The sequence below is a fragment of the Albidovulum sediminis genome (assembly GCF_025380365.1).
Taxonomy (GTDB): Bacteria; Pseudomonadota; Alphaproteobacteria; order Rhodobacterales; family Rhodobacteraceae; genus Albidovulum; species Albidovulum sediminis.
This window is the reverse complement of sequence record NZ_JAOCQF010000006.1, coordinates 55027-78659: the sequence shown is the minus strand read 5'-3', so window position 1 is coordinate 78659 and position 23633 is coordinate 55027. Positions and strand designations below refer to the sequence as shown.

General features: G+C 67.0%; 25 protein-coding genes. 7 read left to right on the top strand and 18 right to left on the bottom strand.

The genetic code is table 11. From position 1 onward, the window contains the following. Nucleotides 1-12 precede the first annotated feature (12 nt). Nucleotides 13-393, bottom strand: coding sequence for a hypothetical protein (locus tag N5I32_RS19740; RefSeq protein ID WP_261497669.1), 381 nt, complete (start codon nucleotides 391-393; stop codon nucleotides 13-15). 243 nt (nucleotides 394-636) lie between these two features. On the opposite strand from N5I32_RS19740, the gene N5I32_RS19735 reads away from it, so the two are divergent. The 5 genes from N5I32_RS19735 (at nucleotide 637) to N5I32_RS19715 (ending at nucleotide 4182) form a co-directional block, all read left to right on the top strand. Further along, nucleotides 637-1467: an SDR family NAD(P)-dependent oxidoreductase gene (locus N5I32_RS19735; RefSeq protein ID WP_261497668.1), complete on the top strand. Its 831-nt coding sequence runs from the start codon at nucleotides 637-639 to the stop codon at nucleotides 1465-1467. Between the two features lie 78 nt (nucleotides 1468-1545). After that, complete coding sequence (locus tag N5I32_RS19730; RefSeq protein WP_261497667.1) at nucleotides 1546-1758, top strand: twin transmembrane helix small protein; 213 nt, start codon at nucleotides 1546-1548, stop codon at nucleotides 1756-1758. Beyond that, nucleotides 1758-2330 (top strand): cob(I)yrinic acid a,c-diamide adenosyltransferase, encoded by a 573-nt coding sequence (locus N5I32_RS19725; RefSeq protein WP_261497666.1) that lies wholly within the window; start codon nucleotides 1758-1760, stop codon nucleotides 2328-2330. Before N5I32_RS19730 ends, N5I32_RS19725 begins: the two co-directional genes overlap by 1 nt. Nucleotides 2331-2494: 164 nt before the next feature. Further along, entirely contained in the window at nucleotides 2495-3256 is a 762-nt protein-coding gene (locus N5I32_RS19720) for an electron transfer flavoprotein subunit beta/FixA family protein (RefSeq protein WP_261497665.1), read from the top strand. Further along, nucleotides 3256-4182, top strand: coding sequence for an electron transfer flavoprotein subunit alpha/FixB family protein (locus tag N5I32_RS19715; RefSeq protein ID WP_261497664.1), 927 nt, complete (start codon nucleotides 3256-3258; stop codon nucleotides 4180-4182). Before N5I32_RS19720 ends, N5I32_RS19715 begins: the two co-directional genes overlap by 1 nt. A gap of 94 nt (nucleotides 4183-4276) precedes the next feature. Here the strand turns inward: N5I32_RS19715 and argE are convergent, their stop codons facing one another. The 8 genes from argE to N5I32_RS19675 form a co-directional block, all read right to left on the bottom strand. After that, entirely contained in the window at nucleotides 4277-5437 is a 1161-nt protein-coding gene (gene argE / locus N5I32_RS19710; RefSeq protein ID WP_261497663.1) for an acetylornithine deacetylase, read from the bottom strand. A gap of 3 nt (nucleotides 5438-5440) precedes the next feature. Then, on the bottom strand, nucleotides 5441-6394 hold the full coding sequence (locus tag N5I32_RS19705; RefSeq protein ID WP_261497662.1) for a LysR family transcriptional regulator: 954 nt from the start codon (nucleotides 6392-6394) through the stop codon (nucleotides 5441-5443). 42 nt (nucleotides 6395-6436) lie between these two features. Further along, nucleotides 6437-7111: a DUF1028 domain-containing protein gene (locus N5I32_RS19700; protein WP_261497661.1), complete on the bottom strand. Its 675-nt coding sequence runs from the start codon at nucleotides 7109-7111 to the stop codon at nucleotides 6437-6439. A 75-nt stretch (nucleotides 7112-7186) separates the two neighbouring features. Further along, nucleotides 7187-7603, bottom strand: coding sequence for a RidA family protein (locus N5I32_RS19695; RefSeq protein WP_261497660.1), 417 nt, complete (start codon nucleotides 7601-7603; stop codon nucleotides 7187-7189). A 32-nt stretch (nucleotides 7604-7635) separates the two neighbouring features. After that, nucleotides 7636-8895 (bottom strand): flavin-containing monooxygenase, encoded by a 1260-nt coding sequence (locus N5I32_RS19690; protein ID WP_261497659.1) that lies wholly within the window; start codon nucleotides 8893-8895, stop codon nucleotides 7636-7638. Nucleotides 8896-9157: 262 nt separating this feature from the next. Further along, on the bottom strand, nucleotides 9158-10261 hold the full coding sequence (locus tag N5I32_RS19685) for a Hint domain-containing protein (RefSeq protein WP_261497658.1): 1104 nt from the start codon (nucleotides 10259-10261) through the stop codon (nucleotides 9158-9160). 132 nt (nucleotides 10262-10393) lie between these two features. After that, nucleotides 10394-11221 (bottom strand): 2,3,4,5-tetrahydropyridine-2,6-dicarboxylate N-succinyltransferase, encoded by an 828-nt coding sequence (gene dapD / locus N5I32_RS19680; protein WP_261497657.1) that lies wholly within the window; start codon nucleotides 11219-11221, stop codon nucleotides 10394-10396. A 74-nt stretch (nucleotides 11222-11295) separates the two neighbouring features. Then, nucleotides 11296-12216, bottom strand: coding sequence for a threonine/serine dehydratase (locus tag N5I32_RS19675; protein WP_261497656.1), 921 nt, complete (start codon nucleotides 12214-12216; stop codon nucleotides 11296-11298). 75 nt (nucleotides 12217-12291) lie between these two features. Between N5I32_RS19675 and N5I32_RS19670 the strand changes: the two genes are divergently transcribed. Beyond that, the gene (locus N5I32_RS19670; protein WP_261497655.1) at nucleotides 12292-13110 is read left to right on the top strand and encodes an LOG family protein; all 819 of its coding nucleotides are present in this window, start codon (nucleotides 12292-12294) and stop codon (nucleotides 13108-13110) included. A 2-nt stretch (nucleotides 13111-13112) separates the two neighbouring features. On the opposite strand, the gene N5I32_RS19665 is transcribed toward N5I32_RS19670, so the two are convergent. Continuing rightward, nucleotides 13113-14321, bottom strand: coding sequence for a winged helix-turn-helix domain-containing protein (locus tag N5I32_RS19665; RefSeq protein ID WP_261497654.1), 1209 nt, complete (start codon nucleotides 14319-14321; stop codon nucleotides 13113-13115). A 194-nt stretch (nucleotides 14322-14515) separates the two neighbouring features. On the opposite strand from N5I32_RS19665, the gene N5I32_RS19660 reads away from it, so the two are divergent. After that, entirely contained in the window at nucleotides 14516-15766 is a 1251-nt protein-coding gene (locus N5I32_RS19660; protein ID WP_261497653.1) for a cation:proton antiporter domain-containing protein, read from the top strand. 1 nt (nucleotide 15767) lies between these two features. Here N5I32_RS19660 and rlmN read toward each other — a convergent pair whose 3' ends face one another. From rlmN to N5I32_RS19620, 8 genes are all read right to left on the bottom strand, one after another. Then, nucleotides 15768-16949, bottom strand: a complete 1182-nt coding sequence (rlmN, locus tag N5I32_RS19655; RefSeq protein WP_261497652.1) for a dual-specificity RNA methyltransferase RlmN — start codon at nucleotides 16947-16949, stop codon at nucleotides 15768-15770. Nucleotides 16950-17015: 66 nt separating this feature from the next. Continuing rightward, nucleotides 17016-17261 carry a MoaD/ThiS family protein gene (locus tag N5I32_RS19650; protein ID WP_261497651.1) on the bottom strand — a complete coding sequence of 82 codons (246 nt, stop codon included), beginning with the start codon at nucleotides 17259-17261 and terminating at the stop codon, nucleotides 17016-17018. A gap of 3 nt (nucleotides 17262-17264) precedes the next feature. Then, nucleotides 17265-19508, bottom strand: a complete 2244-nt coding sequence (locus N5I32_RS19645; RefSeq protein WP_261497650.1) for a xanthine dehydrogenase family protein molybdopterin-binding subunit — start codon at nucleotides 19506-19508, stop codon at nucleotides 17265-17267. 1 nt (nucleotide 19509) lies between these two features. Further along, on the bottom strand, nucleotides 19510-19986 hold the full coding sequence (locus tag N5I32_RS19640; RefSeq protein ID WP_261497649.1) for a (2Fe-2S)-binding protein: 477 nt from the start codon (nucleotides 19984-19986) through the stop codon (nucleotides 19510-19512). Then, the gene (locus tag N5I32_RS19635) at nucleotides 19983-20846 is read right to left on the bottom strand and encodes an FAD binding domain-containing protein (protein ID WP_261497648.1); all 864 of its coding nucleotides are present in this window, start codon (nucleotides 20844-20846) and stop codon (nucleotides 19983-19985) included. Before N5I32_RS19635 ends, N5I32_RS19640 begins: the two co-directional genes overlap by 4 nt. A 149-nt stretch (nucleotides 20847-20995) precedes the next feature. Continuing rightward, nucleotides 20996-21766 carry a LamB/YcsF family protein gene (locus tag N5I32_RS19630; protein ID WP_261497647.1) on the bottom strand — a complete coding sequence of 257 codons (771 nt, stop codon included), beginning with the start codon at nucleotides 21764-21766 and terminating at the stop codon, nucleotides 20996-20998. Further along, nucleotides 21767-22780, bottom strand: coding sequence for a 5-oxoprolinase subunit C family protein (locus N5I32_RS19625; RefSeq protein WP_261497646.1), 1014 nt, complete (start codon nucleotides 22778-22780; stop codon nucleotides 21767-21769). After that, nucleotides 22777-23499, bottom strand: a complete 723-nt coding sequence (locus N5I32_RS19620; RefSeq protein WP_261497645.1) for a 5-oxoprolinase subunit B family protein — start codon at nucleotides 23497-23499, stop codon at nucleotides 22777-22779. Before N5I32_RS19620 ends, N5I32_RS19625 begins: the two co-directional genes overlap by 4 nt. Nucleotides 23500-23633: the final 134 nt, after the last annotated feature.

Below are 23633 nucleotides of genomic sequence, written 5' to 3'. Positions count from 1 at the left end.
CCGCTCCGGCCGTCACGCGGCGACCGAGGCAGATCCCAGATTGTCCAGCTGATTCAGCACCTCGAGCCCGGTCGCGACGAGTGCGATCCGCGCCCCGATGCCAAGTCCGGCGGCCGGTTCGCTGACCACGACGCTGAGCCGCTGATAGGACTGGCCGTTCACCAGATCGGCAAGGATGCAGCACCGGTCGAAGACGACACCTCCGGCCAGCGCGGCGTTCATCGCCGCATTGCCCAGTCGCCGCACGCGGTTGTCGTGACCGACGATGCGGATGCCGACTGCCACGCCAGGTGCCGCCTGCTCCAGTTCCGCAAGAGCTGCGCCAAGCCCGACAGCGGTTGCTGCGACGGGTCGGCCCGATTTGTTCACAGTCCCGGTTCCGGCAGTCGCCATGGCTCCACGTTCCGCTTTCTCACCCCGCCCCGCGCGAGACTCAGCAACTGTCTCCGAACGGGTCACAATCCATGCGTGAGGCTAGAAATCCTTTGTGGCGAAAAGGTGTCCCGAATGCGCCGGAGCTGTTTCTTTTCGCGAAGGCGGCGCGGAATCGCCAACAAACGCCGCTTGAAATTAGGCCGTTTCCGGCGCTGGCGCTTTGCACTATCGCTATGGGCGAGAACAAGGCTGGGCGAGCTCATGAAACAACGATCCATTCTCATCACCGGCTGCTCGTCGGGAATCGGCCATGACGCCGCCCATGGTTTGTCGCGGGCGGGCTGGCGTGTCTTCGCGACGTGCCGACGCCAGGAAGATTGCGATCGGCTCATCTCCGAGGGGCTTGAAAGCTTCGTTCTCGACTACGCGGATGAGGCCAGCATCGAGGCCGCCGTCGCCGAGACCCTCCGGCGCACCGGCGGCACCCTGGACGCGGTGTTCAACAACGGCGCCTTCGCCTGCCCCGGCGCGGTCGAGGACCTGCCGCGCGGCGCCCTGCGGGAGATTTTCGAGACCAACCTGTTCGGCGTGCACGACCTGACGCGCCGCGTGATCCCGGTCATGCGCGCGCAGGGGCATGGCCACATCGTCAACTGCTCTTCCGTCCTCGGCTTCACCGGGCTGAAGTGGCGAGGCGCCTACGTCGCGACAAAGTTCGCGATGGAAGGGCTTTCCGATGTCCTGCGGCTGGAGATGCGCGACACCGGGGTGCGCGTCGTGCTGATCGAGCCCGGCCCGATCACGAGCCTGATCCGCATGAACTCGATCCCGCATTTCGAACGCTGGATCGACTGGCGCGCCTCGGCCCGCCGGGCGCAGTATGAGGCCACGCTGCTCAAGCGGCTTTACGAGAAGGGCGGGCCGGACCGGTGGGAACTTCCGGCTTCCGCGGTGACCGCGGTCCTGCTCAGGGCGTTGTCGACGGCGAACCCCCGGCCGCGCTACCGGGTGACGACACCGACCCAGGTCATGGCGTTCCTGCGCCGGATTCTGCCGGGACGCGCGCTTGACGCCTTTCTCGACCGGCTTTGACGCAAGGCCCAGCGTCGATTTGGCGCTTCGCTTTGGTGCGGGGACCAAGTACATGTGCAGCGTCTGCCGGAGTGCCCCATGCTGAATGATCCGCTGTTCCTGGTTGTCGCCCTTGCCTGCCTGGCGGTGCTGGTCGTCCTGATGATCGGCATCGGCGGCTTTGCGCGCGGCGGCGACTTCAACCGCAAGCACGCGAACCGCCTGATGCGCTACCGCATCATCGCGCAGGCGATCGCGGTGCTGCTGATCCTGCTTTTCGTGTTCATCCGCGGCGGCATCGGGGGGCGTTAATGGTTGTCCTGAACAAGATCTACACCCGGACCGGAGACGCAGGCGACACCGCGCTTGGCAATGGCGCCCGTGTCGCCAAGCACTCGGTCCGCGTTTCCGCCTATGGCACGGTGGACGAGCTGAATTCGGTCATCGGAATGGCACGCCTGCACGCCGAAGGCGCGGTCGACGCCGAGCTTCGGCGCATCCAGAACGACCTGTTCGACCTTGGCGCGGACCTTTGCCGGCCCGAGATGGAGAAGGACGGAGAGGCCGGCTTTCCCGTCCTGCGCGTCATCGATGCGCAGGTGGACCGGCTGGAGCGGGAGATCGACGCGATGACGTCGGTCCTTGAGCCGCTGCGCAGTTTCATCCTGCCCGGCGGTTCGGCGCTGGCCGCACACCTGCACCTTGCGCGCACGGTGGCGCGGCGGGCGGAACGGCTTGCAGTGGAACTGGCCGCGGAAGAAGGGGTGAACCCCGCCGCGGTGCGTTACCTCAACCGCCTGTCGGACTGGTTCTTCTGCGCCGCGCGCATGGCAAACGATGCGGGACGGGCCGATATCCTCTGGGTACCCGGCGCAAATCGCTAGGCGCGCGCAAGTCCGTCGCTAACATCTCCGAACGTGGCGTCCCTGCGACACCCGGCGTCGATTTTGCACTGTCCTCCGCCCGCCGGAATCGCTAACACACCGGCGGGAGCTTTCATGCCGTTCCCTCCCCGGGGGCGGCTCTGGTCTTGAGGAGATGCACGCCGATGAAGGTACTGGTGCCTGTGAAGCGGGTGATCGACTACAACGTGAAGGTCCGCGTGAAAGCGGACGGATCGGGCGTCGATCTGGCCAACGTGAAGATGTCGATGAACCCCTTCGACGAGATCGCCGTCGAAGAGGCGATCCGGATCAAGGAACGCGGCGAGGCGGAAGAGATCATCGTCGTCTCGATCGGCGTGAAGCAGGCTCAGGAAACGCTGCGCACGGCGTTGGCGATGGGCGCGGACCGCGCGATCCTGATCGAGGCAGCGTCCGACGTGCACACCGACATCGAGCCCCTGGCGGTGGCGAAGCTCCTCAAGGCGGTGGTCGACGCCGAGCAGCCCGGCCTGGTTATCTGCGGCAAGCAGGCGATCGACAACGACATGAACGCCACGGGCCAGATGCTTTCGGCCCTGCTCGGCTGGAGCCAGGCGGCCTTCGCCTCGGAACTCAAGTTCGAGGGCGACAGCGCGGTGGTCACGCGCGAGGTCGATGGCGGGTTGCAGACGATCAAGGTGAAGATGCCGGCCATCGTGACGGTGGACCTGCGCCTGAACGAGCCGCGCTACGCGTCGCTCCCGAACATCATGAAGGCGAAGAAGAAGCCGCTCGAGGAGAAGACGGCGGCCGACTACGGCGTCGACGTGAGCCCGCGCCTGACCATCGTCAAGACGGTCGAGCCGGCGGGCCGCAAGGCGGGCGTGAAGGTCGGTTCGGTCGACGAACTGATCGCGAAACTGAAAGACGAAGCGGGGGTGATCTGATGGCTGTTCTTCTTCTGGGCGAAGTGACCGACGGCCATCTTTCGGTTGATGCGACCGCCAAGGCGCTCACAGCGGCGAAGATGCTGGGCGAGGTGACGGTTCTTTGCGCGGGCGCCCGCGCCGCGGAAGCCGCGCAGGATGCCGCGAAGCTTGACGGGGTGAAGAAGGTGCTCTGCGCCGAGGATCCCTCGCTCGGGCATCGGTTGGCCGAACCGACGGCGGCGCTGATCGCCTCGATCGCGGGCGACTACAGCCACATCGTCGCGCCGGCGACGACCGACGCGAAGAACGTGCTGCCGCGCGTGGCGGCCCTTCTCGACGTGATGGTGATCTCGGACGTTTCGGGCGTGATCGACGCCGACACGTTCGAACGCCCGATCTACGCCGGCAACGCGATCCAGACGGTGAAATCGTTGGACGGCAAGAAGGTGGTGTCGATCCGCACCTCGACCTTCGATCCGGCGGGCCAGGGCGGTTCGGCTGCGGTCGAGACCATCGCCGCGGCGGCGAACCCCGGCCTTTCGGCCTGGGTCGAGGACAAGGTCGCGACCTCGGACCGGCCTGAACTGACCTCGGCGAAGATCGTCGTCTCGGGCGGGCGCGGAGTCGGCTCGCAGTCCGACTTCGCGCTGATCGAGAAACTGGCCGACAAGCTTGGTGCGGCCGTGGGCGCCAGCCGCGCGGCTGTCGACTCCGGCTTTGCCCCGAACGACTGGCAGGTCGGTCAGACCGGCAAGGTGGTGGCGCCGCAGCTATACGTGGCCGTCGGCATCTCGGGCGCGATCCAGCACCTCGCCGGGATGAAGGACAGCAAGGTCATCGTGGCGATCAACAAGGACGAGGAGGCGCCGATCTTCCAGGTCGCCGACTACGGCCTTGTGGGCGACCTCTTCACCGTGGTGCCGGAACTGGTCGAGAAACTCTGACCGCGGCAGCGGGGGTTTTGCACCCCCGCACCCCCGCAGAGTATATGCACCAGAATGAAAGACAGGTCCGCTTCGGCGGGCCTTTCGTTTTCGGTCAGGCGGTTCTGTCGGACGAGAGCGCCATTATCAGCCGGTCGAGCATCGCGTCACAGGCGGCAAGTTGCGAAAGCTCGATGAACTCGTCCGGCTTGTGCCCCTGGTCCATCGAGCCGGGCCCGCAGACGAAGCTGGGAATACCGGACGCTGCGAAGTACCCCGCCTCGGTCCCGTAGGGCACCTTGCAGGTGCGGGCCCCGGGCACGAGACCGTGCATCCACCGAAGCGCATCCTGGTCCGCGGTCGGGCCGAGTCCGGGATAGGCGTTGACCGTCTCGACCTCGATCCGGGCTTCGGGAAAGCGGTCACGGAACGGCAGGGCCGTGGCCGCTGCCGCAGCGGCGACCGCGGCCTCGACCGGCCCCAGTGGCTGTGAGGCTGGATAACGGATCTCGAAGTCGATGACCGCACGATCCGGCACGATGTTGAGCGCGGTGCCGCCGGAGATCCGGCCCGCATGAACGGTTGCGTAGGGAATGCCGTAGCCGTCATCCCGTGCACCTTCGCGCGCAAACCGATCCTGAATTGCGCGCAGGGCATTGATGAAGTCCGCGGCCAGATGGACCGCATTGACGTAATCGGGCGCCATGGCGGAGTGGCCGCCTTGTCCGTGGCAGGTTGCCCTGAGCGCCACCTTGCCCTTGTGGCCAAGGGCGATCTGCATCGACGTGGGCTCCCCCACGATGCAAAATCTCGGCATGCCGATACTGGGGGCCAGCGAAGGCAGCATCTGCGGTATGCCCAGACAGCCCACCTCCTCATCCCAGGAGAACGCGAGTTTCAGCGGCTCCGCGAGGCGCGCGGTAGAGGCGCGCTCGGCGGCGGAAAGCATCGCGGCCAGGAACCCCTTCATGTCGGTGGTGCCACGGCCATAGGCGCGGGTGCCGTCGATCCTGAGGCGGAAGGGATCGCCTTTCCAGTCCTGACCTGCAGCGGGAACGACATCCGTATGTCCCGAAAGCAGGACGCCAGCACCTTGCGGCGGGCCGATACGCGCGAAGAGCCCCGCCTTTCGCCCGGTCGCGTCGTCGATGCGGCACACCTCCGCGCCAAGGCCCTGCAGGAACCCCTGAACCCAGTCGATCAGCGCCAGGTTGCTGTCGCTGCTGACCGTGGGGAAGCCGACAAGGCGGTGCAGTAGGTCGATGGTCCGGCTCAAGCCCTAGCCTCCCGTGTTGCCCGGCATGGGCTTCATCCGCAGACCCGGCACGCTGTCCTCGGTGATGCACTCATGGCAATGATCCACGAAGGTGCGTACGGTCAGGATCGTTTCGCTGCCTTCGGACATGAGCAGCCCCATGACCATCGGCCGGTTGCTGCCCGCCAATGGGACGAACCGCAGCGGCCTCCCATCCGGCGCATTTTCGTTGAGAGGCCGGATGTTGGCGATCGCATAGCCGAAGTCGTTCGCGACCAGACTGCGCAGCACAGCCATGTCCCTTGTCCGCTCCACGATGCGGGGGCGGATGCCTTCGGCCTTGAAGAAGGACAACAGGTAGTCGGTACTGTGCGGCAGGTCGAGCAGGACCATGGGGTAGTGCGCAAGCTGCGAAGGAGACACGTGGTCCAGGCCCGCGAGCGGGTGACTGGCAGCCATCATCGCATAGGGCGGCAGCGACGCGAGGGGCACGAACACCAGTTCCCGCGGGATGTCGAGATCATAGGTCAGGGCCAGGTCGAGCGTGCCGTCCCGAATTCCTGCGAAGATCTCCTGCTGGTCAAGTTCCCGCTGGCCAACCCTTACGCCGGGGTGGCGCGATTCGAAGCCGCGGCGCAACTGCGGCGCCATCAGCTGCGCGAAGGTCAGAAGGCAGCCCAGCGTCAGCGTGCCCTGCACCCGCCCTGAAACCTCGTCCGCAAGCCGGTTCAGCGCGCGCGCTTCGGCCAGAACCCGGTGCGCCTGGGCCACAAGCAGCCGCCCCGTCTGCGTCAGGGCCAGCCCCTGCGCGTGCTTGCGCACGAACAGCTGATGGCCGAACTCGGCCTCCAGCTGGGCGATGGCAGCCGAGATCGACGGGGAGGAGACATTTACCTTCTCCGCTGCAGCCGCGACCGATCCGGTTTCACCGACCGCAATCAGGTATTCGAGCTGGCGAAGGGTGAAACGCATCGGCATGGCCGGATCATGCCGCCGCAGGAGGGCGCGCGGCAAGCCCGCTCATTCGTCGCCCGGCACGCCGTAGGAAGGTGCCGCACGGGGGTCGAGCGCGCGCTGGACATAGGCCGCCATCTGCGGGCGATAGACGTCCCAGGCGGCGGCAACCGCCTCGACGGGGCAAGCCTCGGTCCAGTCGCAGCGCAGATCGGCAAGCGGCCAGGACAGGCGGTCCACGATCTTCAGACCGGCGGAATGGACCGGCCCAGCCTCACCACCTGCAGCAAGGCCTGCCCGCAGCGCTGCCACCAGGCGATCGCCCAGATGGCCCTGCGCCGCCAGAAAGGCATCCACGATCGCCCTCGGCACGTTGTCATTGGCCAGAAGATTTCCACCCGAGGCCACGTTCTTCGCCTGCGCCCCGGCCCAGATGCCAAGCGCATTCGGCCCCGAATGAATCGCGGTCACCCCCGAAGCGTCCACGGCAAGGATCTGCCGATACTCGATGAACGCCGCCTGCCTGCGCACTTCGGCGACTGCCTCCGCGGCGGATGTCCCGCGCTCCATCAGGTCGAGCGTGAGCGGCCCAAGCGCCGGGTCCGTCACGTTCTGGGACGCGACTGCGCCCACGCCCGCACGGGCATGAGAGCATCGCGCCGCCACGGCGGGCGACGAGGACGAGATCGCCACACCGAACATGCCCGTGCGCTCGCACCGCGCCACCAGCGAAAAGGTCATCCGCGCCGTTCCTTCTTCTTTTTCCAAGTATCCCACGGGGGTCCGGGGGTGTGAAACCCCCGGCCTTCGCCGGCCTCAGTCCGGAATGACGGCGGTTGCGTCGATCTCGACCAGCCAATCGGGGCGCGCCAGCGCGCTGACGACCAGCCCGGTGGACACCGGATGCACGCCTTTCAGGTACTCGCCCATCGTGCGATAGACCGCCTCGCGGTGACGGACATCGGTGATGTAGACCACGACCTTCACCAGATGCTCCATCCGCCCGCCGCATTCCTCGATCAGTTGGCGGATGTTCTGCATCACCCTGTGTGTCTGCTCTGCGGGGTCGTGGCTTTCGATGTTCTTTGCGGTATCCAGGTCCTGCGGGCACTGCCCGCGCATCCAGATCGTGCGGCCCCCTTGCGTGACCACGGCCTGGCACAGGTCGTTGTCGAGTTTCTGTTCGGGATAGGTTTCCCGGGTGTTGAACTTGCGGTGGCGGTAGTGCGCCATGGTCTGTCCCTTTCTTCGCGCCCGACGGCACTCTATCGCCCGTCCGGGCCCCTGTAAGCCTGATAGTTACGCTGGATCGCGATCTGGTCGGCCAGGTGCTTCGCGTCGTGCCAGACCCCCCAGATGAAGGCCGATCCCCGCCGCGAGAGCCAGGAGAGCCCAAGGAAGTAGAGCCCCGGCTCGGGCGACACGCCGCGCTGGTGGCGGGGGCGGCCGCGGTCGTCGAAGACGTCGATTCCGACCCAGCCGTAGTCCGGGGCAAAGCCCGTCGCCCAGATGATGGACGCAACGCCCGCCTCGGCCAGGTCGAGCGACCGGATCGGATCGGTCACGCAGGCGGGTTCGGGCCACATCCGCCGCGCCTCGGGCTCCTCGGGCAGGTCGAGCCCGTTGCGCGCGGCGAAGGCGTCGGCTTCATCCAGAACGGAAAGATAGTTGGCGTCACCATTGGCGATGTTGGTCGCAAGGTCGGGGGCGAAGCTCAGCCGTCCGTCCGCGAACCTCTCGGTCCGCCCGACAAGGATCATGCCCTCGGCCGCCAGCCGCCGGAAATCGACCGTCCGCCCGCCGTTCGCGCCGCTGACCGCGATGGTGACATGCTCGGTCCCCGGTGCGGGCGCGGCGGCATCCCACTTGCCGAGAACGCCGAGCCACCAGACGAAGTCGCGGCCGCGATAGGCGCGCGGGGGCCGGTCGTGCGGCCCGACGGACAGATAGACCTTCCGCCCCGCCCGCAGGAGTTCCTCGGCGATCTGCGCGCCGGAGGACCCGGCTCCGACCACGAGAACCGCACCATCGGGCAACGCGCCGGGGTTTCGATAGGCGGTGGAGTGGATCTGGACCACGCCCGCCTCGGCAGGCACGATCTGCGGCATAACAGGCCGCTGGAAGGGGCCCGTGGCGACCACCACCCGCTCTGCCTCGATCACGCCGTGCGTCGTCTCGGCGCGAAATCCTCGCCGGCCAGGATTGCGTTCAAGCCGCGTAACTTCCACGCCGCAGCGGATCGGTGCCCCGATCCTTTCCGCGTAGTCGACGAAATAGTCCGCCACCCGCTCCTTGCCCGGAAAGGCATCCGGTGCGATGCCTGTGAACTCCATGCCCGGAAAGCGGTCGTGCCACGCAGGGCCGTTGGCCACGAGCGAGTCCCAGCGTTCCGAACGCCAGCGTTCGGCGATGCGGCGGCGTTCCAGAACGATATGCGGCACGCCGCCGGAGCCCAGATGCTCGCTCATCGCGATGCCCGCCTGACCGCCCCCGATCACCAGCGTATCGATTGTCTCAACCGGCATGGAACCCTCCCTGTCCATGCGCAGAGGAACCCTGACACCGCTGCCTTTTCCCGGCAGGACCACGAGCAGATATCGAAATGTCAGACGGTCAGTTCCTGTGCGCGACGGCACATTTGCCGATCCTCTGAATAATCGCAAGTAATGCATTCATAGTCATTGATTAGTCAAAAGCTAATCAATGACTTGCTTGGGAAGACCTCGAACGGTGGCCAAACCGCCGCTTCCGGCCGTCATCCCATGCCGGGACCGCCCCCGACCTCGGCTATGCGGCACTCGCCGCAACCAGGGGTTTGCGGTTCTTCACATGCCGCTCAAGCAGACGCCGGGCGGGCTTTCCGCTGCAAAGGGGCCGCGCGGGCGATTCGACCCGTTCCAATATCCCGGGGAAGAGCGTTTCCAGTTCTTCGACCGCGTCCCGGCCCATCGCCTGGCGGGCGTGGGGGCCGGCATAAAGGCTTTCCGTCGGCGCCCCGGCCGCCAGAATGATCTCGTGGCGATCGAACATCAGATGGATGTACTCGACCTCGCCGCCTTCCGCGGCGATCGACACCCCGTCCATCCCGACAAGCTGGATGGCGGGAACCAGAACCTCGTCGGCACCGAACATCCTGTCGGCGATGGGGGAGCGGACGATCATGCGATGCTGGCGCGAGACAAGAATGGTCTGCGTTGGCATCTGCGCGCCCATCGCCCCGGCCTCGATCCGGATCGGGGCCAGCTTGCCTTCGGACCGGGTGCGGGTGCGCCCGATCCAGCGGATCGGCTGCGGCCCGTGATCGCGCGTCACCACGTGGTCGCCCACGGCAAACGTCTCGATCATCCTTTCCCCCTCGGGGGTCAGGATCGGCGTTCCGGGGGTGAAGCAGGTCACGACGATGTCCCAGGGATCGCGATCGCCGGTCAAACCCGTATAGGTATCCTCGTTCCCCGTCAGCGCGTTGATGGTCAGCGAACGGATCGCCTTGGCTTCCATCGCGGCCTGATCGGCATTGTTGGAGAACTCGGGCACCCAATAGGTATTGCCGTTGGTGTCCTGGGCGATCACCGCCGTGATGTTCGCGGTCGTACCATCGATATAGGTGATCGTCGCGTCGTAGACGAGCGAGCTGTCATAGACCTGGTTCGCGCCGCCATTGATGCGGAAGTTCTCGGCAGGCGTGTTGTCGAAATCGTAGGAAGTGCTGGTCCCGCGGCCAAACCCTCCGGTCCCGGGGGACCAGGTTGCCGCGGTCTGGAACAGGGGATCGCCGACGCCGCCAAAGGTCATGCCGATGATGGCATTCGGGTTTTCCGCGGTGTTATCGCCTTCAACCGTGTCGAAGTCAGGAAGAATACCGAGTGAGAATACCGTAAACGTCGTTGCCATTGCCGTTTCCCGTCAGGAATACCGCCACACACCCATAGATTTTGCAACCTATGGGTGTATTTTCTCGATTTGGCAACCTATAATTTATTTCACCGCGCCTCCATCAACCCCTGATGGTGCGATCGGCAGGCTTCAATCCCTCAGGAGTTCATTGATTCCGGTCTTCGATCTGGTCTGCGCATCGACCTTCTTCACGATCACCGCGCAATAAAGATTGATGCCCCCCTTCGACGGCATCGACCCCGCCACGACGACCGAATAGGGCGGCACCTCGCCATACATCACATCGCCGGTTTCACGGTCCACGATCTTCGTGGACTTGCCGATGAAGACCCCCATGCCCAGCACCGAGCCTTCGCGCACGATGCAGCCCTCGACCACTTCGGAGCGGGCCCCGATGAAGCAGTTGTCCTCGATGATGGTGGGGCCGGCCTGCATCGGTTCCAGCACGCCACCGATGCCGACGCCGCCGGACAGGTGGACGTTCTTGCCGATCTGGGCACAGGATCCCACCGTCGCCCATGTATCGACCATCGTGCCGGAATCGACATAGGCGCCCAGGTTCACGAACGACGGCATCAGGACGACGCCCGGCGCGATATAGGCGGACTTGCGCACGACACAGTTGGGAACGGCACGGAAGCCGGCGGCGCGCCACCGGCTATCGTCCCAGTCCTTCCACTTGCTGTCGACCTTGTCCCACCACGACCCGCCCTGGGCCGAACCCCCCTGAAGCTCCATGTCCTTCAGCCGGAAACCCAGAAGGACGGCCTTCTTCGCCCACTGGTTCACATGCCAGCGACCGTCCGCCTGCCGCTCCGCCACGCGGAGCTTTCCGCCGTCGAGGGCATTCAGTGTCTCCTCGATCGCCTCTCGGGCTGAGCCCGTGGTCGCGGGCGTGATCGTATCGCGTGCGTCCCACGCGGATTCGATGGCGGCTTCTAGCTGGGCGTTCGACATGGGCGGCTCCCCTCCGGCTTCCTGGTTCCGTCGCGTATGGTCCATAAGGTGCAATCCCGGTCGGCGCAATGCGACTAGGATTCGAGCGGATCCGGCGCGACGTTGGCACCGCATACCAAGACGGCGACGCGCTCGCCCGGGGCGGGGCGGTAGGCTCCCGAAACAAGGGCGGCAAGCGCGGTCGCGCCCGCGGGTTCGACAAACTGGCGAAGGCGGCGCCACAGAAGGCGCTGCGCCGAAAGGATCGCATCGTCCGTCACGAGGACCGAGACGATGCCCGCCTCGACTGCCAGTCCGTGGCAAAGCCGGCCGATACGGCGCGCACCCAGCGCATTCGCGGCAACGCCGCCGACCTCGACCTCGGCATCGGCGCCCTCGACAAGCGCACGGTTGAGCGTCGGCGCAAGCTCCGGTTCGACGGCGACCACCTTGCGGCGGCCTTGCAGCCAGCCGAGCGCGCCGCCGATCAGGCCGCCGCCGCCCACCGCGATCAGCACGGTATCGGCGGCGAGCCCCTGCGCCTCCCACTCGCGCAGGATGGTGCCCTGCCCGGCCAGCGTTGCCGGCGCGTCGTAGGCATGGACCTGCATCGCGCCGGTCTGCCTCTCATGCGCCTGCGCGGCCTCGAGCGCGTTCTGGTAGGCGCCGGGCACGACAGTCAGGTTCGCGCCGGTTTCCCGGATCAGCGCGATCTTCGCGGGGCCGGCAATCTCGGGCACGAAGATCTGTGCCCTGTGGCCAAGCGCGCGTGCCGCATGCGCCACCGCCGCGCCATGATTGCCGCCCGACGCCGCCACGACCCCGGCGGCGGGGACGGGTTGCGACAGCAGGGTGTTGAAGGCGCCCCGCACCTTGAAGCTGCCGGTGTGCTGCAAGTGCTCCAGCTTCAGTTCGACCGGCAAGCCCAGACCGGGGTCGGCGACGATCACCGGCGTTTGCAGCACATGCGGCCCGATGCGCGCCGCCGCCGCCTCGATTTCCTTGCGCCAATCCATCTCCGCACTCCGTTACTGGCCAGCCGGGCATGAAAGCTATAGGGCTGAAGCAAAGACCGGACAAGGAAGCGCCAGATGACCGAAGAACCCCGCAGCCATCCGTTCCGCCACAGCCAGCAGGACGTGGAGGCGGCCGACCGCATCCCCGACACGCCGCAGACGCGCGCGCCGGCCTACCGGCTCGCCTTCACCGACAGCGACTTCATGTGCCGGGAGGAACTGCGCCCGGTCCGCCTGCAACTCGAACTCCTGAAACCGCAGATGATCATGGACGAGCGCGGCATCGAATCCACCATCGTCCTGATGGGCTCGGCGCGCATTCCCGCCATGGGCGAGGAGAAGGGCAAGGCCGCCGATACGCTGGCGGTCTGGTACGAAGAGGCGCGCAAGCTTGCCCGCATGATCACAGAGAAGAGCATGCAGAGCTACGGGCGCGAAAACGTCATCGTCACGGGTGGCGGGCCGGGCATCATGGAGGCGGGCAATCGCGGCGCGCATGAGGCTGGCGGCCATTCGATCGGGCTCAACATCGTGCTGCCGCACGAACAGGCGCCGAACGCCTATGTAACCCCCGACCTCTGCTTCAACTTCCACTACTTTGCGGTTCGCAAGATGCATTTCCTGATGCGCGCCCGCGCAATCTGCATCTTTCCGGGCGGCTTTGGAACGCTGGACGAGATGTTCGAATCCCTGACACTGATCCAGACCGGCCGGATGCGGCGCATACCATTCCTGCTGTTCGGCAGGGAATTCTGGGAAAAGGTCATCAACTGGCAGGCGCTGGCCGACGCCGGCACGATCTCGGCCGACGACCTCGGTCTTTTCCGGTTCGTCGAAAGCGCCGAAGAGGCCATGGAGATCATCGGAAACTGGTCCGACGGCTTCCGCGAATAGGCTCAGGCAAGGGTCTCGCGCAGCCAGTCCGGGGCAAGGTCGATCCGCGAAACGCCGGCGAAGCGGGCCATGCGGTCCAGTTCCGCCTCAAGCCGGTCGCGGCGCTGCGGGCCCATGCGGATGCCGGCCTCCGGCCAGAAGGCGCGCACCGCCAGCCGGTCGGACTGCCTGTCGGCCTTCATGTCGATGCGCCCGATGATGCGGGCACCTTCCAGCACCGGAAAGACATAGTAGCCGTACTTGCGCTTCGCCTCCGGGACGAAGACCTCGATGCGGTAGTGGAACCCGAACAGCCGCTCTGCTCGGTTCCGGTCGCGCAGCGCGGGATCGAACGGGCTGAGGATGCGGATGCGGCCGGGCGGGTCGGGCAGATCGGAACCCGCTCCGAAGCCGGGTCGGGCGAAGGAACGGCGAACCTGCCCGTCGACATCCTCAACCCCGACCTCCACGATCTCGCCGCGCCGAAGGGCCGCCGCGCACCAGTCCTTCGCCTCCGCCGGCGTGACCTTGGCGAGGAAGGCCGCGATCTCTCCCGAGGTGGCAAAGCCCAGCCGGTCGATCGCCGCGTTGCAGGCCCAGTCGACCGTCTGCCAAGGCTCGGGCACCGGCGCGAGGTGTTCGCCGGGCACGACCCGCTCCGTCAGATCGTAGATCTTGCGGAACGCGTCGCGCCGGACGACGGACAGCCTTCCGACCCGCCAGAGGTATTCCAGCGCGATCTTCGACGGGTTCCAGTCCCACCAGCCGCCGGAACTGCGCTCCTCCGCCTCACCGACATCTGCGGTGGAAACGGGGCCGCGCCGGGCGACCTCCTCCAGCACCGCGTCGAACTGCGTGTCGAAGCCCTCTCCGTGCCATTTCGCCCATCGTTCGCGCAGACGCGCCTCGTCACGCGCGAACCGGAGCCGCCAATGGGGAAAGAACGACACCGGTATGATCGAGGCGTCATGCGTCCAATGCTCGAAAAGCTTGCGGTCGCGGTCGTGCAGACGCGCCAGGTTTTCGGGCCGGTAGGCCGTCCGGCGCGCGAACAGGATCATGTGGTGCGCCCGTTCGACTGTATTGATGCTGTCGAGTTGGACGAAGCCAAGCCGGTCGATCAGCGCCAGCAGATCGTCACCCTTCGCCGGTCCCGCCGGCTGTTCGGCCAGGGCGTGACGGTCAAGGAACAGGCGGCGCGCAGCCGCGTTGGAGATCAAGGGCGCAGGCATGCGCAACCGCTATCAGGGGTGCGGTGAAAATGAAACATCCTGTTGCAAAACCGGGAGTTTCGTGACCGCGACGAAGGCGCCACCGCTTGATCCTTGCGGCCTGTCACATATGTGCTTTTCTGGTAGCAGGGCCGGCCAAGCCCTGTTCTTGATCCCCATCCAGCCCATCAGCCGTCCCCGCGAGAAGAGGACCGATGCACTACGACATGCCCCTCATCACCACGATCTCGGTGGGCCTTGGCTTGGCGTGTCTTTTCGGCTTTGTGGCGCATCGGCTGAAGCTTCCGCTGATCGCCGGCTACCTCGCGGCCGGCGTCACCATCGGGCCCTTCACCCCGGGATTCGTCGCCAACCAGGAAATCGCCGCCCAACTGGCCGAGATGGGCGTGATCCTGCTGATGTTCGGCGTGGGGCTGCATTTCTCGATGAAGGAGCTTTGGACGGTGAAGGGCATCGCCGTTCCCGGCGCGCTCGGCCAGATCGCGGTGGCGACCCTGGCAGGCCTGTCGCTGGGCTGGTTTCTCGGCTGGGGCGTCGGCGGCGGGCTGATCTTCGGGCTGGCCCTGTCGGTCGCCTCGACCGTGGTCCTGCTGCGCGCGCTTCAGGAACACGATCTGGTGACGACGCCCCAGGGCCGCATCGCTGTCGGCTGGCTGATCGTCGAGGATCTGGCCATGGTCCTGGCGCTGGTGATGATTCCGCCGCTCGCAGGTCTTCTGGGCGGGCAGGCCCAGCCGCTTGAGGCCGAGATGGTCGAGGCCGCAAGACTCGGGCTGGGCGCGGTTGGCGCCACGGTTCTGGTGACGGCGGGCAAGGTGGCGGCCTTTGTCGCGGTGATGCTGGTCGTCGGGCGGCGGGTGATCCCGCGGATGCTGGAACTGACCGCCATGACAGGGCAGCGGGAACTGTTCCGGCTTTCGGTGCTCGCCATCGCGCTTGGCGTCGCCTTCACGGCCGCGCAGGTCTTTGGCGTGTCCTTCGCGCTTGGCGCCTTCTTCGCCGGAATGGTGATGGCGGGGTCGACCCTTTCGGCGCAGGCGATGAAGGACACGCTGCCCTTCCGCGATGCCTTCGCCGTCCTCTTCTTCGTCTCCGTGGGCATGCTGTTCAATCCCGCCGTGATCTGGGAGCAGCCCGTTTCCGTGATCGTCACGGTCCTCATCATCGTCGGCGTCAAGTCCGCGGCGGCGCTTGGCATCGTCCGCGCGTTCGGTCACGACCGGCAGGTCGCCCTGACGATCGCCGCGGCGCTGGCGCAGATCGGCGAGTTCTCGTTCATCCTGATCGTGATGGCGGTCAATCTGGCGATCGTGCCGACAGAGGCGCGCGACCTCGTGGTGGCCGGTGCGCTGGTGTCGATCCTGGTCAACCCGATCCTGTTTCGCGGGCTGCGGCGGCCCGTCCCGGCCGGCCCGTCAAACCCCGATTCAAACGAGGATCGCTGAGCTAGAGCCCGGTCTCTGCCGCGATTTCGGCGCGGCTCTTGCGTGCGCGCTCGGTCGCCGACTTCAACTGCCCGCAGGCCGCCATGATATCCTCGCCGCGCGGGGTGCGGATGGGGCTGGCGTATCCCGCCTTGTAGATGATGTCGGCGAAGGCCTCGATCCGCTCCCAGTCGGACCGCTCATAGGGGCTGCCCGGCCATTCGTTGAAGGGGATCAGGTTGATCTTCGCCGGGATGCCTGCAATCAGCTTCACCAGCCGCCTTGCATCGGCGTCGCTGTCGTTCACCCCCTTCAGCATCACGTATTCGAAGGTGATGCGTTCCGAGTTCGACAGCCGCGGATAGTCACGCAGGGCGCCGAGAAGCGTTTCGATGTTCCAGCGCTTGTTGATCGGCACCAGCCTGTCGCGCACCTCGTCGGTGGTCGCATGGAAGCTGACCGCGAGCAGGCAGCCGATCTCTTCGGCGCAGCGCGCGATCTCGGGGACGACCCCCGAGGTGGAAAGCGTGATCCGGCGGCGCGACAGCGTCAGCCCCTCGCCGTCCATCACGATCTTCATCGCATTGCGCACGTTCTCGAAGTTGTAGAGCGGCTCACCCATGCCCATCAGGACGACGTTCGAGACAAGCCGCGTCTCGTTCTTGGGCTCGCCCGGCTTCGGCCATTCGCCCAGATCGTCGCGGGCGACCAGAACCTGGCCGACAATCTCCCCCGCCGTCAGGTTGCGGACCAGCTTCTGCGTGCCGGTGTGGCAGAAGGAACAGGTCAGCGTGCAGCCAACCTGGGAAGAAATGCAAAGCGTGCCGCGATTTTCCTCGGGGATGTAGACAGTTTCCACCTCATGCCCGCCGGCGATGCGCAACAGGTACTTGCGAGTTCCGTCCGCGGACACCTGACGGGTCACGACCTCGGGCAGCAAGATTTCGAACCTGTCGGCCAGAAGGGCGCGGTAGTCCTTGGAAAGGTTCGACATTCCCGCGAAGTCGCGCACGCCCCAGTGATAGATCCACTGCCAGACCTGGCCAACCCGCATCTTCGCCTGTTTCTCGGGCGTACCGGCCGCGACAAGCGCATCGCGCAACTCGTCCCGCGTGAGCCCGATCAGGTTCACGCGGCCACCTTCGGGCAGCTTGCGGGGGATGGTCACGACATCCTGCGTGATGGGGGCGGTGGCTTCGTTCATGGCGGTCCCGGGGTTCAAGGTCCGCCCTTATATGGGATTCGCGCACGAAACGGAACAGTGACCGTCCTATCCCCCGGTCATGTAGGGCATCAGGACCACCTCGCTGTCCGGCCCGATCTCGGTGAACCAGGCCTCCCGGTAGATCTTGCCGTCCAGCGCGAGCGAGACGCCGCGCCGGATCTGCGGTTCAAGTCCGGGGTAGCGGGCGACGAGTTCGTCCAGAAGTTCCTTGAACGTCCTCGCCGCCACTTCCACTTCCGCCTGCCCGTCAGCCGCCGATCTGAGCGTGCCCCAAAGCAGGACCTTGACCATGGATCAGCCCTTCGCCTCCAGCGCCTTCAGGAGCTTGGGCGGCGACATCGGAAGTTCGGTCATCCGCACGCCCACCGCCCGCGAAACGGCGTTCGCCGTGGCAGCGAGCGGCGGCACGATCCCGGTTTCGCCGACACCGCGCACGCCGTAGGGGTGGCCGGGGTTCGGAATCTCCAGGATGACCGTGTCGATCATCGGCAGGTCGGACGAGACCGGGATGCGGTAGTCGAGGAAACCGGGGTTCTGGAGCTTGCCGTCCGCCCCGTAGATGTATTCCTCGTTCAGCGCCCAGCCGATGCCCTGCACCGCGCCCCCCTGCATCTGCCCCTCGACATAGGAAGGGTGCACGGCCTTGCCCGCGTCCTGGAACACGGTGTAGCGCAGGACCTTGCTGGCGCCCGTCTCCGGGTCCACCTCGATGTCGCAAAGGTGAACGCCGAAGCTGACGCCCGCGCCATCCGCGTTGACCTCATAGTGGCCCGAGATCGGGCCCCCTGTCTCGGCCGAGACCGCCGCGATTTCGGCCAGCGTCATCGGCGGGAATTTCCCGGCGTTGGGCCCGGCGGGCACGGCGGCACCGTCGACCCATTCCACCGCTTCCTCGTCGATGCCCCAGATCTTCGCGGCGCGCGAGCACATCTTCCTGATCGCGTCCCGCGCGGCCTTGATGGTGGCAAGGCCGACGGCGAAGGTCACGCGGCTGCCGTCGGTCACGTCGTTGTAGCCGAGCGAGGAGGTGTCCGCGACGATGGTGCGGATCTTCTCGTAGGGGATGCCCAGTTCCTCCGCCGCCATCAGGCTGATCGAGGCGCGCGAACCGCCGATGTCGGGGTTGCCCTCGGTCACGCCCACTGTGCCGTCGGTGTTGACCGACAGGCTGACGCAGGTGTTGCCGCCGAAGTTGAACCAGAAGCCGCAGGAAACCCCGCGTCCCTGGTTGGTCCCGAGCGGTGCCGAGTAATGCGGATGCGCCAGCGCCGCCTCAAGCGTCGCCTTTAGGCCGATCGCCGGGAAGGTCGGCCCGTAGGAGGACTTCGTTCCTTCCGTCGCGGCGTTGAGCAGGCGAACCTTGAGCGGATCAAGGCCGAAGTGCTGGCAGAGTTCGTCCACCACGCTTTCGACCCCGTAGATCGAGAGCGGCGCCCCCGGCGCGCGGTAGGCGCTTTCCTTCGGGCGGTTGGTCATGACGTTCCAGCCGAAGGTGCGGACCGCATCGAGATCGTAGGCGGCAAAGGCCGCCTGCGCGCCCATGTCGACGGTCGTGTTCGGGAAGGCCCCACCGGAATAGCGCAACACCGCCTGACCTGCGGTGATGCGCCCGTCCTTGGTCATGCCGATCTTGACATCCATCGACGACGACACCGTCGGGCCGGTCGCGCGGAACACCTCGTCCCGCGTCAGGACCAGCTTGACCGGACGACCTGCCTTTCGCGACAGCGCGAGTGCCACGGGTTCCATGTAGACCATGGTCTTGCCGCCGAAGCCGCCGCCGATCTCCGATGCGGTGACGCGCAGCTGGCTTGCCTCCATCCCCAGGATCGCGGCGCAGAGCGTGCGGTAGAAGAACTGCCCCTGGGTGCAGACCCAAAGCTCCGCCTTGCCGTCGGAGGTGACGGACGCAAGGCAGGCGTTGGGCTCGATGTAGCCCTGATGGGTGGCGGCGGTCTTGAAATGCCGCTCGATGATGTGGTCCGCCTTCGCGAACCCGGCGTCGAGATCGCCATGACCGAATTCGCAATGGTGGGTCACGTTCTCCGACATGCCGGCGGGCACGTTCTCATAGGCGCGGCCCGCCTGCACCACCGGGGCGCCCGGCTTCATCGCCTCGTCCGCGTCGGTGACGTGGGGCAGCACCTCGTACTGCACCTTGATGAGCTTCAGCGCCGCCTTGGCGGCGGCGAGGGTGGTCGCGGCGACGGCGGCAACGGCGTGGCCGTCGTAAAGCGCCTTTTCCCGCGCCATGCAGTGATCCTGCACGTCACGAAGGAACGCATCCTCCGGCACACCGAAATCGGCGGCGGTGACCACCGCCTTCACCCCCGGCAGCGCCTCGGCCGCGGCGGTGTCGATCGACACGATGCGGGCATGGGCGTGCGGGCTGCGCAGCACCTTCGCGTGCAGCATGCCCGGCGCGGTGGCGTCGGCGCCGTACATGGCGCGCCCGGTGACCTTGTCGACGCCGTCGGGACGGTTGGGCCGGGTGCCGACCTGCTTGAATGTGCGTTTCTGGTAGCTGTCCAAGGCCATATCAAGCCCCCCTCATCTCGGCCGCTGCCGCCTGGACGGCGCGGATGATCTTGTCATAGCCCGTGCAGCGGCAAAGGTTGCCGGCCAGCCAGTAGCGCAGTTCCTCGTCCGAAGGATCGGGGTTCTTCTCCAGTAGCGCCTTTGCCGCGACAAGGATGCCCGGCGTGCAGATGCCGCACTGCAGCGCCGCATGCTCGATGAACGCGCGCTGAAGCGGGTGCAGCGTGTCGGCGTCGGCCATGCCCTCGATCGTGGAAATCTCGGCGTCCTGCGCTTCGGCGCCCAGCACCAGGCAGGAGCAGACCAGCCGGCCGTTCACGGTGACCGAACAGGCCCCGCAGTCGCCGGTGCCGCAGCCTTCCTTCGCGCCGGTCAGGCCCAGCCGGTTGCGCAGCACGTCCAGAAGCGTCTCGTCCGGCGTGCAGATGAATTCGGCCGGGTCGCCGTTGATGGTGGTGGATACGTGGATCGTCTTCATGTCTTCGCTCCGGCGCGGTCATAGGCAATACGGGCGGCGCGCTTGGCCATGACGCCGGCCGTCTTCGTGCGGAACTCGATCGTGCCGCGCTTGTCGGTGATGGGCTTGCAGATGGCAGAGCAGGCCGCCGCCATCCGCGCAAGCGTGTCATCGTCAAGCTTCGTGCCCACGATCACCCTTGCCGCCTCTTCTGCCAGAAGGACGGTCGGGGCCACGGCGCCCAGCGCGACGCGCGCGCTTGCGACCGCGCCATCCGCGGCAAGCACGAGGCTGACCCCGGCCGAGGCCACCGCGATGTCCATCTCGGTCCGCGGGATGAAGCGCAGGTAGGCGTCGGAGGCGCGCGCCGGGCGCGCCGGCAGGAAGATCGAGGTGACGATCTCGCCCTTCGCGAGGGTAGTGCGGCCCGGGCCGGCGGGGATGTCCCCGATCGGGCAGTCGCGGCTGCCGTTCGGGCCGTGAATGCGCGCGATCGCGTCGGCCGCGACAAGCGAGGGCACCGCGTCGCCCGCCGGAGAGGCGTTGCAGAGGTTCCCGGCCATCGTGGCCCGGCCCTGCACCTGGGTGGAGCCGATCAGGTTGAACCCTTCGACAACCCCCGGCCACAGGGCGCAGACGCCCGCGTGTTCGCCCAGTTCCGCGCCCGACACCGCCGCGCCAATGCGGAAGCCGCCGGCCTCGGGCGTGATGTCCTTCATCCCCGGAATGCGCTTGATATCGACGACAAGGTCGGGTTCGACCATGCCGGACTTGAGCTGCACCAGAAGGTCGGTCCCTCCGGCCAGCACACGCGCCATGCCGGAATGGCCGGCCAGAAGCGCCACGGCCTCGTCCGCCGTTTTCGCAGCCACGTATTGCATCAGATCGTTCTCATCCTGTTGGTCCAGGCTCCGGAACGCGGCGTGCGGCGCCCCTGGGGTCGCCGTTCGGCCCGTCCACGATCGCCGGGAGGCTTAGCCCAGCCACCCTAGAGCGGGCCGGAAATCGCGTCAACGCGGTTCGGCCTGCGCTAGCGCATGGCGGCGAACCGACGCACCTCGATCCCCTCGGCCAGCAGGCTTTCGCGGACCGAGCGCGCGATCTTCACCGCCGTCGCGCCGTCGCCGTGCAGGCAGATCGTGTCGATGCGGGTCGCGATCTGCTTCCCTGCCTCGGTGATAATCGCGCCCGCCTTGACCATGCGGGCGATACGGGGGCCCGCCACGGCGGGATCGTGGATGACCGAACCGGGCAGGCTGCGATCCACGAGCGTCGCGTCATCGTTGTAGGCGCGATCGGCGAAGATCTCCGCGGCGAGATGGCAGCCAAGCTCACGCGCGGCTTCCTGCTGCGCGGTCGCGGCCAGCACCATGACGATGATGTCCGGCGCGATATCAAGTGCCGCCTCGTAGCAGGTGCGCGCCATGACGACATCCTCGGCGGCCATGTTCGCCAGCGCGCCATGCAGCTTCAGGTGGCGCACCTCGCCGCCCGCGGCCCTGGCCATGGCGAGAGCGGCGCCAAGCTGGTAGCGCACCAGGTTTGCGAGCGTGTCCTTCGGAAGGTGCATCCGCCGCCGACCGAACCCCTGCAGATCGGCAAAGCCCGGATGGGCGCCGATGCCGACCCCCCGTTCGACGGCAAGCCGCATGGTCGCGGCCATCACGTCGGGGTCGCCCGCGTGAAATCCGCAGGCGATGTTGGCCGAGGACACGATGTCGAGCAGGGCGGCATCCTCGCCCATCTTCCACGGGCCGAAGCTTTCGCCCATGTCGGCGTTCAGGTCGACGCTGCGGGTCATCTAGGGCTCCTCGTCTTGGGCGGAGATCATGCCGCCGATCAGCGTATAAGACAGAAGGTCGGGAATGTCGCGCGGGTCGCGGATGGCCGGGCGCACCCGCTGGGAAAGGCTGCGCACCACGGCGCGGTGCTGCCGTTCGGCTGCCAGCGCCTCCTCCAGCCCGACGAAGCGGAACCGCAGCCGCGCGCCGGGGCCGGCCTGGGCGGCCCGTGGCAGATCGGCCGGGATCACGGTGCCGATGCGTGGATAGCCGCCCGTGGTCTGGCATTCGGGCAGCAGGACAAAGGGCGTGCCGTCGCCGGTCACCTGGATGTCGCCGGGCACGATGACCTCTGACAGGATCGACAACTGCCCTTCCGCCGAGAAACCCGCGCCTGCCATCGTCAGGCGCATCCCCATCCGGTTGGCGCGGTCGTCGCGCACGAACTCTGTCGCGGTGAACCTCTCGCGCTCCGCCTGAGGGAAAAGCGCGGTCTGGGCGCTGTGGACGATCCGGATCTCGCCACCCGAGAAACGCTCCTCCACGTCGAGGATCATGCCTGCGTGCCCGCCGGAATCGGATCCGAGGGGCAGGCGCGCGCCGGCCGCGACAGCGGCGCCGATTCCGGCAACCAGATGCGCGGCGCGCGATCCCAGCACCGGCGCGGTCGCGATCCCGCCGGCGAGGTGAAGATAGCCGTAGGCCCCGCGTTCGCAGCCGCCGATGGTCAGCACTTGTCCCGGCCCGATCACGTGCGACCCGTTCCAGGCAACCGGTCGCCCGTCGACGTCGGCCCGCATCGGCGCGCCGGTCAGCGCCAGGCGCGTCGCGGAGGTCACCGCGAAGGCCCCGCCATACCCCGCCATCTCGAGCGCGGCGAGATCGGGGGATTGGCCCAGAAGCGCCGCCCCCTCGGCGAGGGCATCGGGATCGGCCGCGCCACCGCGCGAAAGGCCCTCAGCCAGCAGGCCGGGACGGCCGCCGTCCTGCACCGTGACCGCCGGGCCGGAGCGGATGACGATCAACTCGCTCATCCGATCAACTCCCGCTCGGCGCCGCCGTCACCCGTGGTATCGGCTGCCCGAAGGGCTTCGTACTCCTCTCGTCCGATGGCGGGAAAGATCAGCTCGTCCCCCGGTCTCAGCGGAAAGGGTTCGGCGCTTTCGGGCCGGAAGGCACGGAACGCCGTCTGCCCGATGTGACGCCAGCCGGTCGGTGTCGCTGCCGAGAAAAGGACGAACTGCCGGATTGCGACGACAAGCGCACCTTCGGGCACTCTCCGGGTCAGCGCCACCTGGCGAGGGATATCCCATGCCGGCGGAAGCTCTCCCAGATAGGGCTGGCCGGGGGCGAAGCCGATGGTCAGGACGCGCACCGTGGTGCGCGACAGCTCCGCGATGGCATCTTCCGGGGACATGCCGGCCGCGGCGGCGGCCTCGTGAAGTTGCGGGGCGAGATCGGTCCCGTAGACGGTGGGAATGCGCCAGCGCCTCCGGTTCGCAGGCAAGGGCGCCGCCAGCCAGTCGCGCGCGGCAAGAAGCTGCGCGATCCGGTGGCGCAGATCGGCCGGCGCGACCGAGACCGGATCGAACCGGAGGAACACCGATGCCAGCGAAGTCGAGGTTTCCTCCACCCCGGGCCATGCCTCGTTCTCGACGGCGGCCCGAAACGCCAGCGCGGCACGGTTCGCAGGTTCCGACAGGCGGTCCCCGAAACTGACCAGAAGCCCGGTCAGCCCGAGTGTCCGAATCATCGGAAATCCGCCCGACTGCGCCGCCATCTCCCCCTCTCCGCAGGACCCGCCCCACACATAGCAGCCACTCGGGCGGAGTAAACCCGGCGCGGTTAGCCCTGTGTTAGGGGTTTGGTCATAGGGTCGTCAGCGGG